Source organism: Polaribacter huanghezhanensis (assembly GCF_030444335.1).
GTDB lineage: Bacteria > Bacteroidota > Bacteroidia > Flavobacteriales > Flavobacteriaceae > Polaribacter > Polaribacter huanghezhanensis.
Genome location: NZ_CP128595.1, coordinates 108953 through 128907, shown reverse-complemented (window position 1 = coordinate 128907; position 19955 = coordinate 108953). Strand labels below are relative to the sequence as shown.

Here is a 19955-nt window from a genome sequence, read left to right as displayed (position 1 = left end):
AGTTCTATTTATGTTAGCAATATACAAAAATGCACATACTACAAAATGGGTTTTTAGTGAATTTCATTTATCTTTGAGTTAAAAGAATTTTACATGGAGCCAATTTTAGACATGAAAGATGCATTGCGAAAAGAAATGTATAAAAAACGCGCAAGAAATAGATCTGCAGCTAAAAAAGAATACGATTTATGGATTTGTGCAGAACTAGAAAAATTGGTAAAAGAACAAAACGCAAAAGTGGTTCATGCCTATTTACCCATGGGAACAGAAATCGATATTCGTCCGTTTATACAAAAAATGTTAGCGCAAAATATCAAAATTATTTCTCCAAAAACGTTACCTAAACGTCAGTTAGAAAATTTAGAATTACATGCTTTAGAAGACGTAGAAAAAGGTATTTTTGGCACATCGTATCCAGCAAATTCTACTGTGTATTCTGGAAATTATGATTTGGTTATTGTGCCAGGTTTGGCTTTCGATAATCAAAACTTTAGATTGGGTTATGGCGGCGGATATTACGATACGTTTTTAGCGCAACTTCCAACTGCTTTTAAAATCGGGATTTTTTATCCGTTTCAAGAAGTAGCTGCTGTTCCTAAAGAAACACACGATGTTTGTTTGGATCAAATTTTAGTAAAAGAATTAGTCTAGTTTTTTAGATTTTACATAATAATTTTCATCCACTTTTAACGTTGGATTAGAACCCTCTAATTGTGCTGTTTTCCAAATATCCGTTGGCTGCAAAGTTTTAATTTTTCCGTTAATCATCACTTTTATTGGCATATTAAATCCGTCTAAAACATGATTCCATTTGTATTTTAATTGATTTCCTCTAATTGCATATGCAAATTCTGGAATTCTATAATCTCTTAAATATTGATCAAACACTTTAGACAAATCCACGCCAGATTTTTGAGACATATACTCTTCAATTTGTTTTGTGGTAACTGTTTGATGATAAAACTCGCTATTCAATCCACGTAAAATTTCTCGCCATTTCTCATCATTATTCACTAGTTGACGAATGGTGTGTAACATGTTTCCACCTTTGTTGTACATATCGCCAGAACCTGAGTTATTTACATCGTATTTTCCAATAATCGGACTTCTATTTCCAATAGTTTTTCTTAAACCAATGATGTATTCAGCAGCTGCTTTTTTTCCGTAATAATATTCTATAAACAAACTTTCAGAATAGTTGGTAAAACTCTCATGAATCCACATATCTGCCATGTCTTTGTACGTAATATTATTAGCAAACCATTCGTGTCCAGATTCGTGAATAATGATAAAATCGAATTTTAAACCCCAACCAGTTCCAGATAAATCTCTGCCTAAATATCCGTTTGCAAATTTGTTTCCGTAAGTTACAGAGCTTTGGTGTTCCATACCTAAATACGGCACTTCAACTAACTTATAACCATCTTTATAAAAAGGATATTTCCCGAACCAATGCTCAAACGCTTTCATCATTTTTGGAGCATCTTTAAATTGCTTTTTCGCTTTTTCTAGATTGTATTTTAATACATAATAATTCATGTCTAAAACGCCAGCTTCTCCATTGTATTTTTCTGAAAAATGTGCATAATCTCCAATGTTTACATTTACTCCATAATTATTGATTGGATTTTTTACCGTCCAATTATACGTGGTTGTATGATCATTATGTTTTTCTACGCTTTTCAATTTTCCGTTGGATACTTCCATTAAATTTGATGGAACACGAACACTAATATCTATGTTTTCAACTTCGTCATACATATGATCTTTATTTGGCCACCAAACACTTGCGCCTAAACCTTGACACGATGTTGCTATAAATTCATTGTTATTTTTGTCTTTTTTCCATGAAAACCCGCCATCCCAAGGTGCTCTTTTTGCTTCTTGTGGTTTGCCTTCATAATACACTACAATAGCATTTACAGCCCCAACTTGTTGCTTTTCTTCTAGTTGAACGAAATGCGCATTTACTTCAGAAATTACTTTTAACGCTTTACCATTTTGAGTTACTTTGGTGATTTTTAAAGGCGGTTGTAAATCTACTTGTAATACTTGATATGGTTTTAAAACGGTATACTCTATGGTATTTTTTCCTTTGATAGATTTGGTTTCTGGAAAAACCTGAATGTCTAAATGATAGTATTTTAAATCCCACCAAACGCGCTCTGGAGTTATGGATCCTCTTAAAGTATCTTGTCTTGTAAAATTATTTTTTTGAGCAGTAATCGAAATTGTAATTAGAAGAAATACTATACTTAAAAACGTTTTATTTTTCATTTTGTAGTGTTATAAAGTGGATGCTAAGTTAAGTTATTTAACGAACTTTCTAGTTTTTTATGTGTAAACTGAAAGCCAGTTTCTATAATTTTTTTAGAGGAAACCCTACTTCCTGTAGTTAATAGAATAGACATTTCACCAAAAATTAGTTTTAATAAAAATGTTGGAACACCAATTGGTACAAATGGTCTCTTTGTTTTTTTAGCCAATAATTTAGAGAAACCATAACTGGTTTGTTCTTCTGGCGCAACGGCATTAAAAATTCCTGTTAGATTCTTTTCAATGGCAAAAATGAACATATCAGTTAAGTCTTCAATATCTATACAAGGGATATATTGTTTTCCGTTTGCAATCGGAGTAATAATGGGTGTTTTCATCTTTTCTAATGCCCCTCCTTTTTTACTCAATACAATTCCGAGTCTAAAAATTGTAGTTGGAATCGCAATTTTGTCAAATTCTAAAACAGCTTTCTCCCAAAGGTTGCATACAGTTCCTAAAAAATCATTTGCAGAAACATCCCTTTCGGTAAAAATTTTACCTGAAGTGATGGCTCCGTAATAACCAACAGCAGATGCAGAAATAAAACTACGAAGTGGCACTTTTAATTCTTTTACTTTATCTAATAGTAATTGTGTAGATTGTGTTCTACTATCTATTATTTCTTTTTTTCTTTTTGATGTCCACCTTTTATCGGCAATTCCTGCGCCAGCTAAATGAATGATATAATCTAAATTGTCAAATGCTTTTTCATCAATAAAATTATTGGCAATATCCCAGGAGAATTCATTTTCTTTTTTTGGAGTTCTTGTTAAAACACGAACAGTATAATTCTTAACAATCAATTTTTCGGCAAGTAATTTTCCTACCAAACCTGTTCCTCCTGTAATTAAAATTGTAGTCATCATTCAAAAATAAGGATTCTTATCAGAAAAAATAAATATTTTTTAATAAGTTAAAATACTTATGATTAGTTGTTTAAGGTATTTTTTTAAAATAAAATTAATTTTTTTTAAAAAAAATAAAACCGTGCCTTTCTTTTTCTCGTAAGTAGAGGAGAATAAGTAATTAACTAAAATTTACAATCATGAAAAAAATGAAATTAATTATTGGAACATGCGCATTTGCAGTATTAGGTTTAATCCTATATGCAGCAGATCATATTGATGCTCCAACAGTAGCAGGTGGTTCAAGTGATATCACCGATTTTTATGCCTTTCAAGGCGAAAACACCAACAATTTAGTTTTTGTTGCCAACGTACAAGGACTATTAAGTCCGATGGCGTCACAAACAGCAAAATTTGATGAAAACGTTTTGGTAGAATTTAATATTGATACCAACGATGATAAAATTGAAGATTGGGTAATACAAGCAATTCCAAGAAACGGGAAAATGTATTTCTTTGGTCCTTTTGCACCAGGTTCTACAGGTTTAAATAGTACAATTCCTACTGATAATTCTGCGTATGGAGTAGCAATTACACCTTATGGTTCAAATGCAATCATAGGAACAAAAGGAGAAATGAAATTCTTTGCTGGTCCAAGAGATGATCCTTTCTTTATGGATTTTGCACAATACGGAGAAATTATTGGAGGTAGAGCAACAAGCTTTAACAATCCAGGTGCAGATACTTTTGCAGGAACTAATGTATTATCTATTGTAGTTGAAGTTCCAAAATCTATGATTGGTGGAAGCGGAACAATTAATACTTGGGTAGAATCTAAAGTAAAACAATAATTAATTAACAATTTTAAAACTTTTAAAAATGAAACTTAACAATATAAAAATAGTAACCGTATTAATTTTGTCAATTATGTCATTGACAAGTTGTAGTAAAAAATCGAGTTTAGAAACAGAGGTTATGATTGATTTTTCTGGTACATATGCGCAGAAAGATCAAATGGGAAGACCAGCGATTAATACTGTATTTGTAAACTCAAATATGAAAGATGCTTTTAATGTTACAATTCCTACTCAACAAGGAGCAGCATTTCAATCAATGTTTGAAATAAATTTAAAAGCCTTAAGTCCGGCGTACGCAAATGCAGGAGATAAAAATGCATTAATGTTGGACGCTGCAACTTTTACAAGTGTTTTGGCAACAGATGTATTAACAGTATCATTAGACGGAAAAACAACTTTTTATGATGGCACAAATGTGTTGACAGGAAGAGCGTTGAATGATGATGTTATTACGGTAGAATTATTGTTGATTTTTGGTGGAGAAGATTTTACTGAAAACCCAACATTATCTGATGATCATGTAGATGCAAACGACAAAACTTTTTCTACGTCGTTCCCTTACTTGGCGTCACCTTGGTAAAATAAAATCCCCCTTAATAAAATCCCCCTTAAAAATAAAAATTGACTGTTGTAAAATACAGTCAATTTTTACAATAATTTTCACTTTAAATCCTTCGAAATAATGAAAACAAAACAAAATTTTATTTTAGTAATATTTGCAGTTGTTTCATTTAGTTGTTCAACTAAAAATGATTCTAAAATTACCAATAAAAAAGACTACGATACCTATTTAAACTTATCGGTAAACACTTCAAAAATAGTAGCTCAAAAAGAACTTGATTTTTGGGAAAATAAACTTCAAAAACAACCAAGTCAATATCCGTATTTAGGGAAAATTGCAAGTGCAAATACGATGCTTTTTTCATCAGAAGGAAACATTGAGTATTTAGTGAATGCAGAACAAAAATTACAAAAATTAAATAGTAAAACGGAATATAAAAAATCAGGTAGTTTAAGAGCTTTAGCTAGAAATTATATTTCTCAGCATAAATTTAAGGAAGCTTTAGAATTAGTAAAAAAAGCAGAAATTTTAGGTGATAATTTAAAAGCAACTCAAAAAATGCTTTTTGACATACATTTAGAACTAGGAAATTATAAAGAAGCTGAAAGTTATTTAACAAAAATTAAAAGTTTTTCAGATTTTGATTATTTGATTAGAGATTCTAAATGGAACGATCATATGGGCGATTTAGATTCGGCAATTCATTTTATGGAAAAAGCGACTAAAATTGCAGAATCTTCGAATAATACCGGTTTAAAAATTTGGGCGTATACAAATTTGGCAGATTATTATGGTCATAATAATAAAATTAAAAAAGCATATACTTTTTATTTAAAAACGTTAAAGTTAGATGCTAATAATACCTATGCAAAAAAAGGAATTGCTTGGATTGTGTATTCTTATGAGAAAAACCCAGAAGAAGCTTTGCGAATTTTAAACACGATTTCTAAAGAAAATTTATCCCCAATTTATTATTTGTTAAAAGCAGAAATTGCTGAGTTTGATAATAATTTAACCAATAAAAATAAAAACCTAGAATTCTATTTTTCTGCAGTAAAAAATAAGCTTTATGGCAATATGTATAATCAATACAATATCAAATTATTTTTAGAGGAATTTGATAAAAAAGAAGAAGCTTTAGTAATTATTAAAAAAGAAATTCAGAACAGACCTACACCACAAACCTATGATTTGTTAGCATGGTATTATTTTCAGAAAAAAGACTATCAAAAAGCGTTAGAGTTAATGAATTCTTATGTGGTAAATAAAACCTTTGCGCCAATAGCAAAATATCATTTAGCAGAAATTTATAAAGTAAACGGTTTTACAAATAAGGCTTTAAAAATTAAAAAAGAGTTGTTAGAAAGTACTTTTGAGTTAGGGCCATTAATGGAGAGGAGAATCAATAATATTTAAAAAAACTGTTTTGAAAACAAAAACGTTATTAACTGTATTAACAATACTCTTTAGTTTGCAAAGTTTTGCACAATTATTTTCTGGACGTATCATAAATGCAAGTAAAGAGCCTTTAGAAAATGTATATGTATATAATACAACATCAAACAGTCATACACATACAAAAGTAAACGGAGGTTTTATCCTCGAGAATTCTACCGTTGGCGATGTTATTGAAATAGGACTTTTAGGATATAAAAAGCAGCAATTTTCCTTGAAAGAATCTGAACTTAAAAACAAAGTAACGCTAATTTTAGAAGACAAAGTATTTTTGTTAGATGAATTGATTTTAACTAAAAAAATAGATCCCATTCAAACTGTTGTAAAAATAGATTTGGCAAAAAACCCTGTAAACTCTTCGCAAGAAATTTTACAAAAAGTACCAGGTTTATTTATTGGTCAACATGCTGGTGGAGGTAAAGCAGAACAAATATTTTTACGTGGTTTTGATATAGATCATGGAACAGATTTAAGTTTGTCTGTAGACGGAATGCCCGTAAATATGGTTTCGCATGCACACGGACAAGGGTATAGCGATTTGCATTTTTTGATTCCAGAAACCATTCAAAAAATAAATTTTGGTAAAGGACCTTATTATGCAAATCATGGAGATTTTAATACTGCAGGATATGTAGATTTTAAAACAAAAACAGCAATACAAAAAAGTCAAATTAATATTGGTATTGGTCAGTTTAATACTTTTAGAACCTTAGGAATGTTTAATTTATTAGGCAACAAAAGCAATGAAAGTGCCTACGTTGCCCTAGAATATTTAGCAACTGACGGTTTTGTAGAATCGCCTCAAAATTTTAGCAGAATTAATTTGTTTACCAAATACAATACATACTTAAAAGACAATAGTAAGTTTACATTAACCGCTTCTCATTTTACAAGTAAATGGGATGCTTCTGGGCAAATTCCACAAAGAGAAGTTGATCATAAAAACATCACTCGTTTTGGTGCAATTGATGATACTGAAGGGGGAGAAACGTCTAGAACAAATTTAAATTTTCAATACAGTAAAACCTTAGAAAGTGATGTGGAAGTACAAACCAATGTTTTTTATACAAAATATGCTTTTAAACTATTTTCAAACTTTACGTTCTTTTTAAATGATCCAATAAACGGAGATCAAATTAAACAACAAGAAGATAGAGATATTTTTGGATTTAACACACAGTTTAAAAAGAATACACGTATTTCTGATATTGATGTAACAGTAACTACAGGAACAGGCTTAAGAAATGATAATGTAAAAAATGTTGAATTATCGCATACATTAGATAGAAAAACTACGCTGAATACTATTCAGTTGGGTGATCTTAATCAAACCAATTATTATGCATTTTTAAACGCCGAATTTGAATTTGGAAACTTTACAATTGCACCAGCTTTGCGTTTAGATTATTTAACTTTTCAATACAACGATGCTTTGCAACCAACCTATAATACAGCATCTACATCTAAAGCAATTGTAAACCCGAAGTTAAACTTTACCTACACACCAAATAAAAATATACAATGGTTTTTAAAATCGGGAATTGGTTTTCATTCAAATGATGCGCGTGTAGTTGTAAAGCAAACCAATAAAACATTGCCAAGAGCTTATGGTTTAGATGTTGGAAATAGTTGGAAACCAGTATCAAAATTTCTTTTAAATACCACATTCTGGTACTTGTTATCTGAAGAAGAATTTGTGTATGTTGGTGATGCTGGAATCGTAGAACCATCAGGAAAATCTGAACGTTATGGTTTGGATTTAGGAATCCGTTATCAGTTTACAAATTGGGTGTATTTTAATACCGATGCAACATTTACAAAGGCAAGAAGTTTAGAAGCTGCTGCGGGTCAAGATTATATTCCGTTAGCGCCAAAAGTTACTTTAACTGGCGGATTATCGGTAAATAATTACAATAATTTTTCTGGATCAATCAACTATAAATATATAGGTGATAGAGCTGCAAACGAAGACAATTCTATTGTAGCAAAAGGATATTTTGTAGCTGATGCAAATTTAAATTATAAAATAAACAAGATAACATTGGGTGTTTCTTTACAAAACCTTTTTAATGTTGATTGGAACGAAACCCAGTTTGCAACAGCATCTAGATTAAAAAATGAAGCAAATCCTGTAGAAGAAATTCATTTTACACCAGGAACTCCATTTTCTGCAAAGCTATCAGTTACTTACACCTTTTAAAAGAAAGTGGAATTATTATTAGGGAATTTTAATCAACAATTGTTATTGTGATGTTTTGAAGGATTCAAATGATAACAAAAATAGCCGCTTTTAAAGCGGCTATTTTAATATATAAGTTTTTGATTTTAAGGACTTACTGCTCCTAAAGTATACAATTGATCTAGTGTTGGAGATTTGCTTCCTCCTTCAGGTTCTAAAGTAATTCCGAAAGCTTGAGATTGATTTGGGTTTTCTATTGAGAAAATCTTGTTTGCATCCGCAGTAAAATTATCAATGGTTCCTAAACTTGTTGGTGATAATGGATTTAGTTTTAAAGACCAGACTTGGTATACTTTTCCTTTAGGCGGATCTGGTAAACCCTGCGCATCTAAATAAATATTTTGCGTTTTTTGATCCCAATATACTTTTGCATACGCTTCTGGAAAAACTTTTTGTCCTTGTAGAGGAATTGAAATAATATTTTTATCTCTAATAACTCCTAGTAATTTTTTGTTTTGGGCTAAATCTGTTGATGCTTTTTCTAATTGTAATTCAAACTGCTGTTTTTCTGTATTTATTGCTTCTAATTTGTTGTTTAAATTTGAAGTATTGTAAACAGAATATGTAAGTGTAGAACCAACAATAATTGCTGCTGCCCAACCAGAATATTTTGCCCAGTTATTTCTTGGTTTTGATATAGAAACTACTTTAGAAGTATTTTCTTTATCCTGAATCATTTTTATTAAAATATTTTTGAAAGAATTTTCACTTTCTTTTGGCGCAACACTAGAAGTTAAGGTAGAAATGGTTTTTTCTATTTCTTTAATTTCTTCTAATATTTCTGGATGTTCTTGTAACAAACGATATACTTGTTCGTTTTCTTTTTCAGAAAGCGCGCCAGCAATATATAGCTCTAAAATTCCAGATTCTATGTGTTCGTTTTTTGTCATTATTTTAGCATGAGTCTTAGCTCATTGATACAATTTCTATTTCTTGTTTTTATAGTTCCTAACGGAATCTCTAAACTTTCAGAAACTTCTTTTTGAGTAAAACCTTTAAAGTATAAAAGTTCAATTACCTTAATACATTTATCTTTTAATTTGTTTACAAAGTTTCTAATTCCGATAGCATCTGTTTTTGAATCTAAGCTATCGTGTGTCTCTAATATATCTACGAAAATTTGGGCATCAAGGTTTTTAGAATTGTTCTTAAAATTTTTAGAACGCGTTTCATCTATGGCTGCATTTCTTGCAATATTGATAATCCAAGTAAAAAAACGCCCTTTTTTTGCAGCATAAGAATCTGCATTATTCCATGCTTTGATAAAAACATCTTGCGCAATTTCTTCTGCAGATTCTTTATCTCTAACAATATTAAAGACAACACCTTGTACACTTTTATGATACATTTCATATAAAGTTTCAAAAGCTTTTACATCTTTATTTTTAAATTGAACTACAAGTTCTTCTAATTGCATCTACTAGTTTTTAAGAAGTTCTAAAATACTAAAAACAATTACCATTCTCCTCTAGATTTTATATTTCTTTCACAAAGTAAAATAATTTCTGTTATTCTTTTTTCTCTTGTGGCTTCTCTTTTAGCTTGATGTAACCAATACAAATAACTTTTTCTGTAAGATGGAGCAAAGTTTTGATAATTTTTAAAAGCGATAAAATTTACATTAAATATTTGTTGTAAATCTTCTGGAATAATTCCTTTTTCTACAGCATCTAAAGCAGTCCAAGAACCATTTTGTTTACCCGTTTTAATTTTATCCAAACCAGATGGATGCATCAAATTATCTTTTAATAATTCTTTAATGTATTTTTTGTTTAATGCACTCCAAACACTTTTTTCATTCCGTGGGCCAAATGCTTGTTTTCTTTTTCCGTTTCCTAAACTTTTTACGGTAGAATCTATCCAGCCAAAACACAAGGCAACTTTAACGGCCTCTTCCCAACGCATTGATGCTTCTTTGTTTTCTACTTTATAAAAGATCAAAAAAACACCTTTATAATTTGTGTGGTTTTCTTCTAACCATAAACGCCATTCTGTTTGATGTTTAAAGTATAAAAGAGGTTTTTCTACCATTTTCTAATAATCTTAGAAGGAAAAACAACGACACTTTCATGTCCGTCTTTTCCAACAGCTGCAACGCCAAAAAAGAAATTATCAACAACAATTCCTTCTAGTAAAAAACGAGAAACATCACCTACGTAACGGCTTTTATCCCAAGTTGGAGAGGTGGTGTCTCTCCAATAAATTTTATATCCTTTTGCGCCATCAACTTTGTCCCATTCTAATTTCACAGCTGCTTGAACTGCACCTCCAATTCCAACATCTTTTGGTGCTGGTGGAGCAGAAGCGATGCCTGCCATTGTAATAGCATTTACAGCGGTTAATTTTTTTGCATAGTCAAAATTTACATGCTCAAAAGTATCACCATATTTAATGCCATTTTCTACTCTAATATTTTGATGTTGTTGTGTGTAGTTTTCGTGCGCCTCCATAATTCTGATTCCTGCAAAACCTAAATCATTAAAAGGTCTGTGATGTCCGCCACGACCAAATCGATCTAAACGATAAATCATCATCGGATTCATTTCTGGCATGTATGTTTTTGTCATTTTATGAATGTAACGAGCTAATTGACGAGAATTTCCATCAACTTCTCCACCATAAAAACGTCTTGCTTTACGTTGTCTTTCGGTTTCGTTTGCAGGTACTGGTTCAGAGAAAATTCTAAACGATCTATTATCAATTACGCCATCTACTCCAGTAATATTACCAATCATATCATTGTTTAAAATACCAATAATATCCCACCCTTTTTCTTTTGCATACTTTGCCAAACCTGCGCCGCCAAACAATCCTTGCTCTTCACCAGACAATCCAAGATAAATGATGCTATTTTCGAATTTATATTTCGATAAAACTCTTGCAGCCTCTATGGTTCCTGCCAATCCAGAAGCGTTGTCATTTGCGCCAGGAGCATCGGTTGTAAAATCAGATCCATTACTTGCACGAGAATCAATATCGCCACTCATAATAATATATCTGTTTGGGTATTTTGTTCCTTTTTGTACTGCTACAACATTGACAATCCAAGCATCATGCGGTACTCTTTTACTCATTTTAGTGGTAACTAAATCTTTTTGATAAAAAACGTTGATGCAATTATTACAATCTTTCGAAATTGTTTCGAAGGTTGATTTTACCCAACGACGCGCTGCTCCAATTCCACGTGTATTAGAAATGGTGTCAGAAAATGTATTTCTTGTTCCAAATTCTGTAAGTGTTTTAACATCTTTTTTAATTCTATCTGCAGAAACATTATTTATAATGTCGTAGATTTTTTGATCTGTTTGTGCCGATAAAGTAATGGTAAAACAGATAGCGATACTGGTAATTATTTTTCTCATGATTTAAATTTAAAACACGAATGTATAAAAAATAAAAACCACTTCTAATTAGAAGTGGCTTTTATTAAGTGATTTTCGGAATTTTTATGGCAATTCAATTAATTTATTTAAAAGGGTATTTCGAAAAAAGAGTGCATTAATCAGAGACTAAAGCCAATTGAGTTCCTTTTGAGTTTACTAAAATTCTCGAAATATTTTTAAATTTAGTTTTAGGAAACGTGTGAAAAACGCTCCAGTTTTTATCAATTACAGGATTAAATTTCATGATTGTATTTCCAACGGCAATCAATAAGGTTCCGTCTGGCAACCAACAAACATCCTCTTTTTGTCCAACTGTTTCAATAATTTTTCTTCGTTCTCCACTCTTAGGATTAAACATAGTAACTTCCCATTGCTCTTTTTCTTTATTGATATAACTTATAAAAGTTGTATTTGGAACTTTGTGTAAAGATCTGCCAACTTTTTTCTGAATAGTTGTATTTCTTTTCAGCTTTAATTCACTTACAATTAAATCTAAATCATCGCCAACAATTACAACATTTATAGCAGTATTTTTATCATACCACATTGGGTACGCCACTTTTAAATCTGCAATAATTTCTGTGCTCTTTCCTGTTTTGTAATTGTATTTATAAAAACGTTGCAATCCATCAGTATCTAATCTAACCGCAGAAATATCTTTAGATTTTGGAATTCTCTGTGGCGAATATTCTCCGCCATTTGGGGTGCTATTGATAAACTTAATGCTCCCAGTTTTTAGATTGTATTCTGCAATATCAGTTTGCTTGTTTCTGGTTGATGAAAAAATAACAGCATTTTTTGAATAAAAATAAGGTTGACTATCGTACCCCGGGTTGTTAGAAATGTTTTTTCCGTTACCAACAGTCCAATTTCCTTTGCTATTGTTTAATTCAAAAAGATATACTTCTGTGTTGGTTTGTGCAACAGCAATAGAAGTTGCAAATAAAAAGAAAAGGAATTTTTTCATCTGAAAATTGATTTTTTCAAAGATACTAAAAAGAAAAACCTTACTGTTTTATAAAGAAGTTTTTAATAATATAATAAGTAATCATTTTACTTATTTAAAGTACAAGTGCTGTGTTTTATAATGATGGATTTGCGATGGGAAGTTCTTTTTTACTAGAAATAAAATTAAAAACTTCTCTAATTGTTTTCTTTCTTATTTTTCGTTGCATATCCATATCAACGAGTTTTAATGTGTACTGAAATTTAAGATCTAAATAATCAACTTTCATTTCTACTACTTTAAGGTTGTAAGTTCTTGGTTCAATATATTGACTAAAACTTCTTAGTGATGAAATAATTTCTTTTTCAAGCTGCTCAAGAGTATCAATATATTTTAAAGCAATTTGAAAATCGACCGTCATAAACCGAGCATCTCTTTTGGTATAGTTGATAATTTCGTTGTAGTGTACTTTAGAGTTTGGAATGATTACGATATCGTCATCATCATTCAAAACTTTTACTTTTAACATGCTAATTTCTACTATTTTTCCTTTTAAGTGATCAATCTTAACATAATCGCCAATTTCAAAAGTGTTGGAAAAACTTAAGTAAATTCCGCTGATAAAATCAACAATATATTCTTTTGTTAAAATAGCAATTGCTGCAGCAACAATGGTTAATGATGTGATTAAATCTTTTGGATTTACACCGCTAAAAAAGCTGATAAGCATTATAATAACAGCAATGCCAACGGTAAAATTAGCAATATTTTCGATTCCAAAATGGACATTATTTTTTTTGCCAGCAGAAATTTTATTTTTTTTAGAGTAAATGTATTTTGCCAGATTTGCCACAAAAACAACGGAAAGATAAAAGATTAAAAAAGCGATAAAAGATTGTAACTCGTTGTATTTGTCTATAAAACGAGAAGCTATTTCGTTAAAAAACTTTAAGTAGATAATACCAATTAATAGTATTGGATATAAAACAAATTTCCATTTTCTATTCATCTTAAATTTCTTTTATTCAAAGATAGTGAAAAGAACGATGTGCAATTTAAAAATGCAAATACATTACATAATTCGGATTGGTATGTGTGGCAGAAATTTTAAAATCGTAAGTTCCCACAATAGTAAACCCCATTTTTGTGTAAAAATTAATGGCGCGTTGGTTTTCTATCCAAACATGTAACCAAATTCCTTGTTGTTGGTGTTGTTTAGTAAATTCGATATTAAAATCAAATAATTTTTTTCCTAATTGCAAACCATAAAATTCTTTAAGAACATACAACCTGCTTAAGCAAGTTACAGTATTTGAAGATATATTTTTGTTGGGTGTATTGAGTGTAATTTTAGAATATCCCGCCAATGTATTGTTATGATACATCAAATAATAATGATTCTCAGGATTGGACAATTCTTTAATAAATGTGGTTTCATTAAAATTTTCTGAAACATACATATCTACATCTTCTTTAGAAGCAGAATGTCCGTGCGCTGGTAAAAAAGTTTCTTTAGCAAGTTGAGCTAAGATTTTTGCGTCTGTTAGTTTGGCTTTGGTAATGTTGTGCAATTTGGATGTTTCGTTTAACGGTTAGTATAAGAATAGTAGCGGATTTTAAGGGTCTAACTCTCAATTTATTACTAAACTTTGTGCAAAGATACTCACTTTGAATTTAGTACTTAAACCGCTATTATTTTTATACACTGTTACCAGCTTTTTTTTCTATCCAACCTAGTGTTCCACCACAAAGCCAAATTGCATTATACTTGTTTAATTGCAATATTTCAGATGCTTTAATTGACCTTCCACCCCCCTTTTCCGCAAGCAGTAACATAAAGTTTGTCTGTGGGAAGTTCTTTAATTCTGCTTTCAAGTTCACTGACTGGAATATGAATAGAATTGACGATATACCCAGTTTCTCGTTCTTCTTTAGTTCTTACATCAATGATTGTATAATTTTTCTTTTTTTGAATATCTTGCTTTGAAATACAACTTGTATTAGTTTTCATTCTTGCTTTGATGATAATTGCAGATATTAAGGTAAGTACTCCAATAAATACAATTGAACTATTTATGTTATAGGCATCTGCTATTAAACCTGTTAATATTGCGCCAATTGCATAACCTAAATCTCTCCATAATCTAAAAATTCCAATACTTTTTGCTCTATCTATTGGATTGGTGTTTTCAGCAATAGACGCTAAAAAAGTAGGGTAAACCATTGCTGTTCCCCAACCTAAAATTGAAGATAGAATGATATACTGAGACATACTATTAGCAAAAACAAATAGTAAAAGCGTAATGGCTTGTAGGAGCATCCCCCAAAATAACATTTCTTTTTTAGGATATTTATCAGCCATTTTTCCTGTAAATAATTGTCCTATTCCCCATACGGCAGGATATATTGCTGTAATTATTCCTATTTGCTCTATAGTGAAGTTTTTACTTGCTAATAATAATGGAAAAACACCCCAAACCATTCCATCATTTAGGTTGTTAACTAGTCCTGCTTGTGAAACAGAGCCTAAGTTTTTGTTTTTCCAAGTTGTATCCAGAAAAATATTTTTTAAGAAAGGAACGGTACTCGATTTTGATTCTTTAGCTACGTGATGTTTAGTGTCTTTAATAAAAAAGATACTAAAGATTAAACCTAATATGACTAGAATAATTCCAATATAGAAAGGGTAGGGTCTTAAACCGTGTACACTAGCAATCCAACCTGTTAAAAAGGCTACAATTGCGACCGACAAGTAACCCGCAAATTCATTTAGTCCCATTGCAAAACCACGTTGCTTATCTCCAACTAAATCAATTTTCATCACAACTGTACTACTCCAAGCTAAACCCTGATTAACTCCTAATAGAATATTGGCAATTATTATCCAGTTCCAATTAGGGGCAAGCATTAATATAAAAGGAATTGGTGTTCCAATTATCCAACCTAGTATTAATAGTTTTTTTCTGCCATATTTATTTGCTAATGTGCCTGCAAAATAATTGGTCAATGCTTTGGTAATACCAAAAACAATAATGAATGATAATATTGCTGTTTTTACAACTAATCCAAATTCTTTCTCGGCTATTTCAGGAAGAATGGAACGTTCTAAACCAACCATACCCCCAACAAAAGCATTTACAACAACCAGTAATGTAAATTGTTTCCAATTTTCTTTCAATCCTAACTTTATATTATCCATATTCTTTGATTTATTACAAAAGTCAGGAAGAATAAAAAGAAAATACTTTACAAATGTTAAATAATTACTTTTTTGCTCTGATTCTACTCAGACTGACTTGTGTGATTCCTAAATAAGAAGCAATAAGCTTTAAAGGTACTCTTAGGATAGTTTGTCTGGATTGATTTAATAAGTTATGATAACGTTCTTCTGCTGTATGAAATTGAATACTTTCAACTCTGTTAACTAATTCTACATAAGCATTTTCATATATCTTCCTAAACAATCGGTCAATATCAGGATGTTTATCATATAAATCGAATAGTTTGGAGGAATTAATGGCAATTAACTCTGAACTCTCAATGGCTTTAATTCCTTTACGTGAAGGTTCGGTTTTGAATAAACTATCTGCTCTAGCAACAATTGAATTTTCAAATTCAAAACTTTCTATTATTTCAATGTCCTCTTTAAAATAATAGATGCATAACAATCCATTTTTAATAAAATAAATGTTCCTACAAGTATGTCCAATTGGATGAAGGTTTGAGTTTTTTTTAACAGTTAATTCTGTGCAAATTAATGAAAGTGCTTTTTGGGATTTATCAGTCAATCGTTGAATACTATTTAGATATTCTAGTAACTCTTTCATTAATTCTGTTTTGTCTTTTTTAATTGCTGGGAACTATTATGATACCGTGAGTTTTAATTCATTCTATCAGGAATTAAACGAAGTTAGCTGATTTTTGTCAGAAAGTCAAATAAAAAACCTCTCTGTTTTCACAAAGAGGTTTTGGTTTATTTATGAGATTGCCACGTCATTTGTTCTCGACTTTGCTCGAACTGACATTCCTCGTAATGACACTTCGTGTCTACTTAATCAATTCATAAGAACGTTTGATAAAGTTGGTCAACTCTTCACCGTGTAACAAGTTTTGAGATAACTTAGCCAAATCAAAAGATTGTTTAATTAAGCGTTCTTGTTTTTTAGCGGTTTTGGTATTTAAAATTTCACCAACCAATTCGTGGTTTGTGTTTACTACCAGATTGTACATGTCTGGCATATTTCCCATTCCCATCATTCCACCACCAGATGCGCTCATTTCTTTCATTCTACGCATAAATTCTGGAACCGTAATTAAAAACGGTGAAGCTGAAGAATCCATCGCTTCTAACTGAACTGTATAGGTTTCTTTAGGAACAGCAGCTTCAATAATTGGCTTTAATTTGTCTTTTTCTTCGTCAGATAATTTAGAAATAACGGTGTCGTCTTTCTTAATTAAATTGTCAATATGATCAGAATCTACACGCGTAAATTTCAACTTTTCGTTGCTACCTTCAATTTTTTGAATTAAATGTCCAACAATTGGAGAATCTAACAATAACACTTCATATCCCTTTGCTTTTGCATCTTGAATATAACTGTGTTGTGCGTCTTTATTTGCAGCGTACAAAATGATTTGATTTCCATCTTTATCCGTTTGCGCGTCTTTTGTTTTCTCTTTTAATTCTTCTAAATTAAAGAATGTATTATCTACCGTTGGATACAATGCAAAGTTTTGTGCTTTGTCAAAAAACTTATCGTCAGATAACATTCCGTATTCGATAATTACTTTGATATCGTTCCATTTTTGCTCAAAATCTTCACGATTGTTTTTGTACAACGAGTTTAATTTATCAGCCACTTTTTTGGTGATATACCCAGAGATTTTCTTCACCGCTCCGTCTGCTTGTAAACCAGAACGAGAAACGTTTAACGGAATGTCTGGAGAATCAATAACACCTTTTAACATTTGTAAGAAATCAGGAACAATTCCTTCAACATTATCCGTTACAAAAACTTGATTCTGATACAATTGAATCTTGTCTTTTTGCATGTCCATATTCGGACTCAACTTTGGGAAATATAGAATTCCTGTTAAGTTAAACGGATAATCAACATTTAAATGAATGTGAAATAACGATTCTTCAAATTGCATTGGATACAATTCTCTGTAGAAATTTTTATAATCTTCATCTTCTAAATCAGCAGGTTTTTTTGTCCACGCTGGTGTTGTATTGTTGATGATGTTATCAACGTCAATTTGTTTGTGCGGCTCTGTAGTTTCTTTACCGTCTTTGTCTTTTGTTGTTTTTGGAGTAAAGGTTGGATCGTTTTCTTTTTTTGTTCCAAATTTAATTGGAATTTGATTAAAACGATTGTATTTGTTTAACAATCCACCAATTTTAGAATCTTCTAAAAAGTCTAAAGAATCTTCTGCAATGTGTAAAACAATTTCTGTTCCTCTTTCCGTTTTGTCGTGTGCTTCAATGGTGTATTCTGGAGAACCATCACAGGTCCAATGAGCAGCTGGCTCGTCTTTAAAAGATTTGGTAATAATTTCTACTTTTTCTGCAACCATAAATGCAGAATAGAAACCTAATCCGAAATGACCAATTACACCTGTATCGTTGTTGTCGTCTTTGTATTTTTCTAAAAATTCTTCAGCACCAGAAAAGGCAATTTGGTTGATGTATTTTTCAACTTCATCAGCCGTCATTCCAATTCCGTTATCTTTAATGGTAAGCGTTTTTTTGTCTTTATCGATGCTAATTTCAATTTTAGCATCACCTAATTCTACTTTGGCTTCGCCGATAGCAATTAAGTGCTTTAATTTTGTAGTTGCGTCTGTTCCGTTAGAAATTAACTCACGTAAAAATATTTCGTGATCAGAATACAAGAATTTTTTAATTAACGGAAAAATATTTTCTACCGATACATTAATGTTTCCTTTACTCATAATTTTATATTTATTTTAGATTTTTAATTTATTACTATCACTTCGAGTGATTTTCTTTTTTGAAAATGGTATCGAGAAGTCTTTTGTTCTCGATACTAATTTTATCGTTCTTTAAAATTCACTCGAACTGACAATTCGTTTATTTCAATTACTAATAGTCAAATAAAATACCAAAAGAAGATTTGTGACAAACTGACATAAAAAAACGCCAATAAAAAATATTGACGTTCCATTTAGTTTGGTTATAGTTGTTTGTGCTTTTTGTTAATCATTAACTTTGTAAATATATAAAAATAAATTTAGTAAGTTTGATAGACTAAATTTTAATGCAATAAAAGAGGTAGAAAATGATGTATAATTCAAAAATAATAGGCTTAGGGTATTACGTTCCGGATAATGTTGTAACGAACAATGACTTAAAGCAATGGATGGAAACGAGTGATGAATGGATTCAAGAAAGAACCGGAATAAAAGAACGCAGATGGATTGATCCAAAAACGGGCGACACAACTGCTGTGATGGGAGCAAAAGCTTCTAAAATTGCTATTGAACGTGCTGGATTGACAAAAGATGATATCGATTTTATTGTATTTGCAACGTTGAGTCCAGACATGTATTTTCCTGGTGGCGGAGTTCAAATTCAAGATTTACTAGAAATGCCAACAATTGGCGCATTAGATGTTCGTAACCAATGTTCTGGATTTATTTATGCGATGTCTGTTGCAGATCAATTTATCAAAACCGGAATGTATAAAAACATTTTAGTGATTGGTGCAGAAAATCATTCTGGCGGATTAGAGCGCTCTACAAGAGGAAGAAATGTGTCTGTAATTTTTGGCGATGGAGCGGGAGCGGCGATTTTATCGAGATCAGAAGAAAAAGGAAAAGGAATTTTGTCGTCTCATTTACATTCTGAAGGAAAACACGCAAAAGAATTGGTTTTAGAAGGTCCATCTACACATCGTTGGGTTCCAGAAATTATGGCAGAAAACAATCCTGATGACGTTTCGTATTATCCGTATATGAACGGACAATTTGTATTTAAACACGCAATTACTCGTTTTTCTGAAGCAATTGTAGAAGGGTTAGAAGCAAACGGTTTAGATAAAGAAGATATTGATATGTTAATTCCGCATCAAGCAAATTTAAGAATCGCACAATTCATTCAACGCAAGTTTAGACTCGAAGATGATAAAGTGTATAACAATATTATGAAATACGGAAACACCACAGCAGCATCTGTAATTATTGCATTAACAGAAGCGTGGGAATTGGGTAAAATAAAAGACAACGACTTGGTTGTGTTGGCTGCTTTTGGAAGCGGATTTACTTGGGGTTCTGTAATTATACGGTGGTAGTTATAAAATGATTACGAAAGATAAAAGATAAAAAACCGA

The 19955-nt window shown here is 31.0% G+C and carries 18 protein-coding genes; 6 read left to right on the top strand and 12 right to left on the bottom strand.

Annotation, left to right across the window (positions count from 1 at the left end):
* The first annotated feature begins 93 nt into the window (after positions 1-93).
* Positions 94-651 (top strand): 5-formyltetrahydrofolate cyclo-ligase, encoded by a 558-nt coding sequence (locus KCTC32516_RS00610; protein WP_301401290.1) that lies wholly within the window; start codon positions 94-96, stop codon positions 649-651.
* Here KCTC32516_RS00610 and KCTC32516_RS00605 read toward each other — a convergent pair.
* Both KCTC32516_RS00605 and KCTC32516_RS00600 read right to left on the bottom strand, forming a co-directional pair.
* The gene (locus KCTC32516_RS00605; RefSeq protein WP_301401178.1) at positions 643-2277 is read right to left on the bottom strand and encodes a M1 family metallopeptidase; all 1635 of its coding nucleotides are present in this window, start codon (positions 2275-2277) and stop codon (positions 643-645) included. The two genes, KCTC32516_RS00610 and KCTC32516_RS00605, sit on opposite strands and share 9 nt — an antisense overlap.
* Positions 2278-2300: 23 nt before the next feature.
* A complete protein-coding gene (locus tag KCTC32516_RS00600; RefSeq protein ID WP_301401175.1) occupies positions 2301-3182 on the bottom strand; it encodes a TIGR01777 family oxidoreductase in 882 nt (293 codons plus the stop codon).
* Between the two features lie 179 nt (positions 3183-3361).
* Between KCTC32516_RS00600 and KCTC32516_RS00595 the strand changes: the two genes are divergently transcribed.
* From KCTC32516_RS00595 to KCTC32516_RS00580, 4 genes are all read left to right on the top strand, one after another.
* Positions 3362-4012 (top strand): DUF4331 family protein, encoded by a 651-nt coding sequence (locus tag KCTC32516_RS00595; protein WP_301401171.1) that lies wholly within the window; start codon positions 3362-3364, stop codon positions 4010-4012.
* Between the two features lie 28 nt (positions 4013-4040).
* Positions 4041-4598: a DUF4331 family protein gene (locus KCTC32516_RS00590; protein ID WP_301401170.1), complete on the top strand. Its 558-nt coding sequence runs from the start codon at positions 4041-4043 to the stop codon at positions 4596-4598.
* 102 nt (positions 4599-4700) lie between these two features.
* Positions 4701-5996: a tetratricopeptide repeat protein gene (locus KCTC32516_RS00585; RefSeq protein ID WP_301401168.1), complete on the top strand. Its 1296-nt coding sequence runs from the start codon at positions 4701-4703 to the stop codon at positions 5994-5996.
* Between the two features lie 10 nt (positions 5997-6006).
* Complete coding sequence (locus tag KCTC32516_RS00580) at positions 6007-8235, top strand: TonB-dependent receptor (protein ID WP_301401165.1); 2229 nt, start codon at positions 6007-6009, stop codon at positions 8233-8235.
* Between the two features lie 125 nt (positions 8236-8360).
* Here KCTC32516_RS00580 and KCTC32516_RS00575 read toward each other — a convergent pair whose 3' ends face one another.
* The 10 genes from KCTC32516_RS00575 to htpG form a co-directional block, all read right to left on the bottom strand.
* Complete coding sequence (locus tag KCTC32516_RS00575) at positions 8361-9164, bottom strand: anti-sigma factor (protein WP_301401163.1); 804 nt, start codon at positions 9162-9164, stop codon at positions 8361-8363.
* On the bottom strand, positions 9164-9691 hold the full coding sequence (locus tag KCTC32516_RS00570; RefSeq protein ID WP_301401160.1) for an RNA polymerase sigma factor: 528 nt from the start codon (positions 9689-9691) through the stop codon (positions 9164-9166). The genes KCTC32516_RS00575 and KCTC32516_RS00570 overlap by 1 nt, the downstream gene beginning before the upstream one ends.
* Positions 9692-9729: 38 nt before the next feature.
* Positions 9730-10305, bottom strand: a complete 576-nt coding sequence (locus KCTC32516_RS00565) for a YdeI/OmpD-associated family protein (protein WP_301401158.1) — start codon at positions 10303-10305, stop codon at positions 9730-9732.
* Positions 10299-11636, bottom strand: coding sequence for a M28 family peptidase (locus tag KCTC32516_RS00560; RefSeq protein ID WP_301401155.1), 1338 nt, complete (start codon positions 11634-11636; stop codon positions 10299-10301). Before KCTC32516_RS00560 ends, KCTC32516_RS00565 begins: the two co-directional genes overlap by 7 nt.
* Positions 11637-11772: 136 nt before the next feature.
* Positions 11773-12624 carry a TolB-like translocation protein gene (locus tag KCTC32516_RS00555; RefSeq protein ID WP_301401152.1) on the bottom strand — a complete coding sequence of 284 codons (852 nt, stop codon included), beginning with the start codon at positions 12622-12624 and terminating at the stop codon, positions 11773-11775.
* A 115-nt stretch (positions 12625-12739) separates the two neighbouring features.
* Positions 12740-13612 (bottom strand): mechanosensitive ion channel family protein, encoded by an 873-nt coding sequence (locus tag KCTC32516_RS00550; RefSeq protein WP_301401149.1) that lies wholly within the window; start codon positions 13610-13612, stop codon positions 12740-12742.
* 46 nt (positions 13613-13658) lie between these two features.
* The gene (locus tag KCTC32516_RS00545; RefSeq protein WP_301401146.1) at positions 13659-14174 is read right to left on the bottom strand and encodes a GNAT family N-acetyltransferase; all 516 of its coding nucleotides are present in this window, start codon (positions 14172-14174) and stop codon (positions 13659-13661) included.
* Positions 14175-14398: 224 nt separating this feature from the next.
* A complete protein-coding gene (locus KCTC32516_RS00540) occupies positions 14399-15802 on the bottom strand; it encodes an MFS transporter (RefSeq protein ID WP_301401144.1) in 1404 nt (467 codons plus the stop codon).
* 64 nt (positions 15803-15866) lie between these two features.
* Positions 15867-16430, bottom strand: coding sequence for a Crp/Fnr family transcriptional regulator (locus KCTC32516_RS00535; RefSeq protein ID WP_301401141.1), 564 nt, complete (start codon positions 16428-16430; stop codon positions 15867-15869).
* A gap of 220 nt (positions 16431-16650) precedes the next feature.
* Positions 16651-18558: a molecular chaperone HtpG gene (gene htpG / locus KCTC32516_RS00530; RefSeq protein ID WP_301401138.1), complete on the bottom strand. Its 1908-nt coding sequence runs from the start codon at positions 18556-18558 to the stop codon at positions 16651-16653.
* A gap of 350 nt (positions 18559-18908) precedes the next feature.
* On the opposite strand from htpG, the gene KCTC32516_RS00525 reads away from it, so the two are divergent.
* Positions 18909-19916, top strand: a complete 1008-nt coding sequence (locus KCTC32516_RS00525; RefSeq protein WP_301402770.1) for a 3-oxoacyl-ACP synthase III family protein — start codon at positions 18909-18911, stop codon at positions 19914-19916.
* The last annotated feature ends 39 nt before the right edge of the window (positions 19917-19955 follow it).

What these genes read in the sequence shown, in the direction of transcription:
- KCTC32516_RS00610 (WP_301401290.1), top strand. Translation starts at nt 94, where the DNA reads ATGGAGCCAATTTTAGACATGAAAGATGCATTGCGAAAAGAAATGTAT.
- KCTC32516_RS00605 (WP_301401178.1), bottom strand. Translation starts at nt 2,277, where the DNA reads ATGAAAAATAAAACGTTTTTAAGTATAGTATTTCTTCTAATTACAATT.
- KCTC32516_RS00600 (WP_301401175.1), bottom strand. Translation starts at nt 3,182, where the DNA reads ATGATGACTACAATTTTAATTACAGGAGGAACAGGTTTGGTAGGAAAA.
- KCTC32516_RS00595 (WP_301401171.1), top strand. Translation starts at nt 3,362, where the DNA reads ATGAAAAAAATGAAATTAATTATTGGAACATGCGCATTTGCAGTATTA.
- KCTC32516_RS00590 (WP_301401170.1), top strand. Translation starts at nt 4,041, where the DNA reads ATGAAACTTAACAATATAAAAATAGTAACCGTATTAATTTTGTCAATT.
- KCTC32516_RS00585 (WP_301401168.1), top strand. Translation starts at nt 4,701, where the DNA reads ATGAAAACAAAACAAAATTTTATTTTAGTAATATTTGCAGTTGTTTCA.
- KCTC32516_RS00575 (WP_301401163.1), bottom strand. Translation starts at nt 9,164, where the DNA reads ATGACAAAAAACGAACACATAGAATCTGGAATTTTAGAGCTATATATT.
- KCTC32516_RS00570 (WP_301401160.1), bottom strand. Translation starts at nt 9,691, where the DNA reads ATGCAATTAGAAGAACTTGTAGTTCAATTTAAAAATAAAGATGTAAAA.
- KCTC32516_RS00565 (WP_301401158.1), bottom strand. Translation starts at nt 10,305, where the DNA reads ATGGTAGAAAAACCTCTTTTATACTTTAAACATCAAACAGAATGGCGT.
- KCTC32516_RS00560 (WP_301401155.1), bottom strand. Translation starts at nt 11,636, where the DNA reads ATGAGAAAAATAATTACCAGTATCGCTATCTGTTTTACCATTACTTTA.
- KCTC32516_RS00555 (WP_301401152.1), bottom strand. Translation starts at nt 12,624, where the DNA reads ATGAAAAAATTCCTTTTCTTTTTATTTGCAACTTCTATTGCTGTTGCA.
- KCTC32516_RS00550 (WP_301401149.1), bottom strand. Translation starts at nt 13,612, where the DNA reads ATGAATAGAAAATGGAAATTTGTTTTATATCCAATACTATTAATTGGT.
- KCTC32516_RS00540 (WP_301401144.1), bottom strand. Translation starts at nt 15,802, where the DNA reads ATGGATAATATAAAGTTAGGATTGAAAGAAAATTGGAAACAATTTACA.
- KCTC32516_RS00535 (WP_301401141.1), bottom strand. Translation starts at nt 16,430, where the DNA reads ATGAAAGAGTTACTAGAATATCTAAATAGTATTCAACGATTGACTGAT.
- htpG (WP_301401138.1), bottom strand. Translation starts at nt 18,558, where the DNA reads ATGAGTAAAGGAAACATTAATGTATCGGTAGAAAATATTTTTCCGTTA.
- KCTC32516_RS00525 (WP_301402770.1), top strand. Translation starts at nt 18,909, where the DNA reads ATGTATAATTCAAAAATAATAGGCTTAGGGTATTACGTTCCGGATAAT.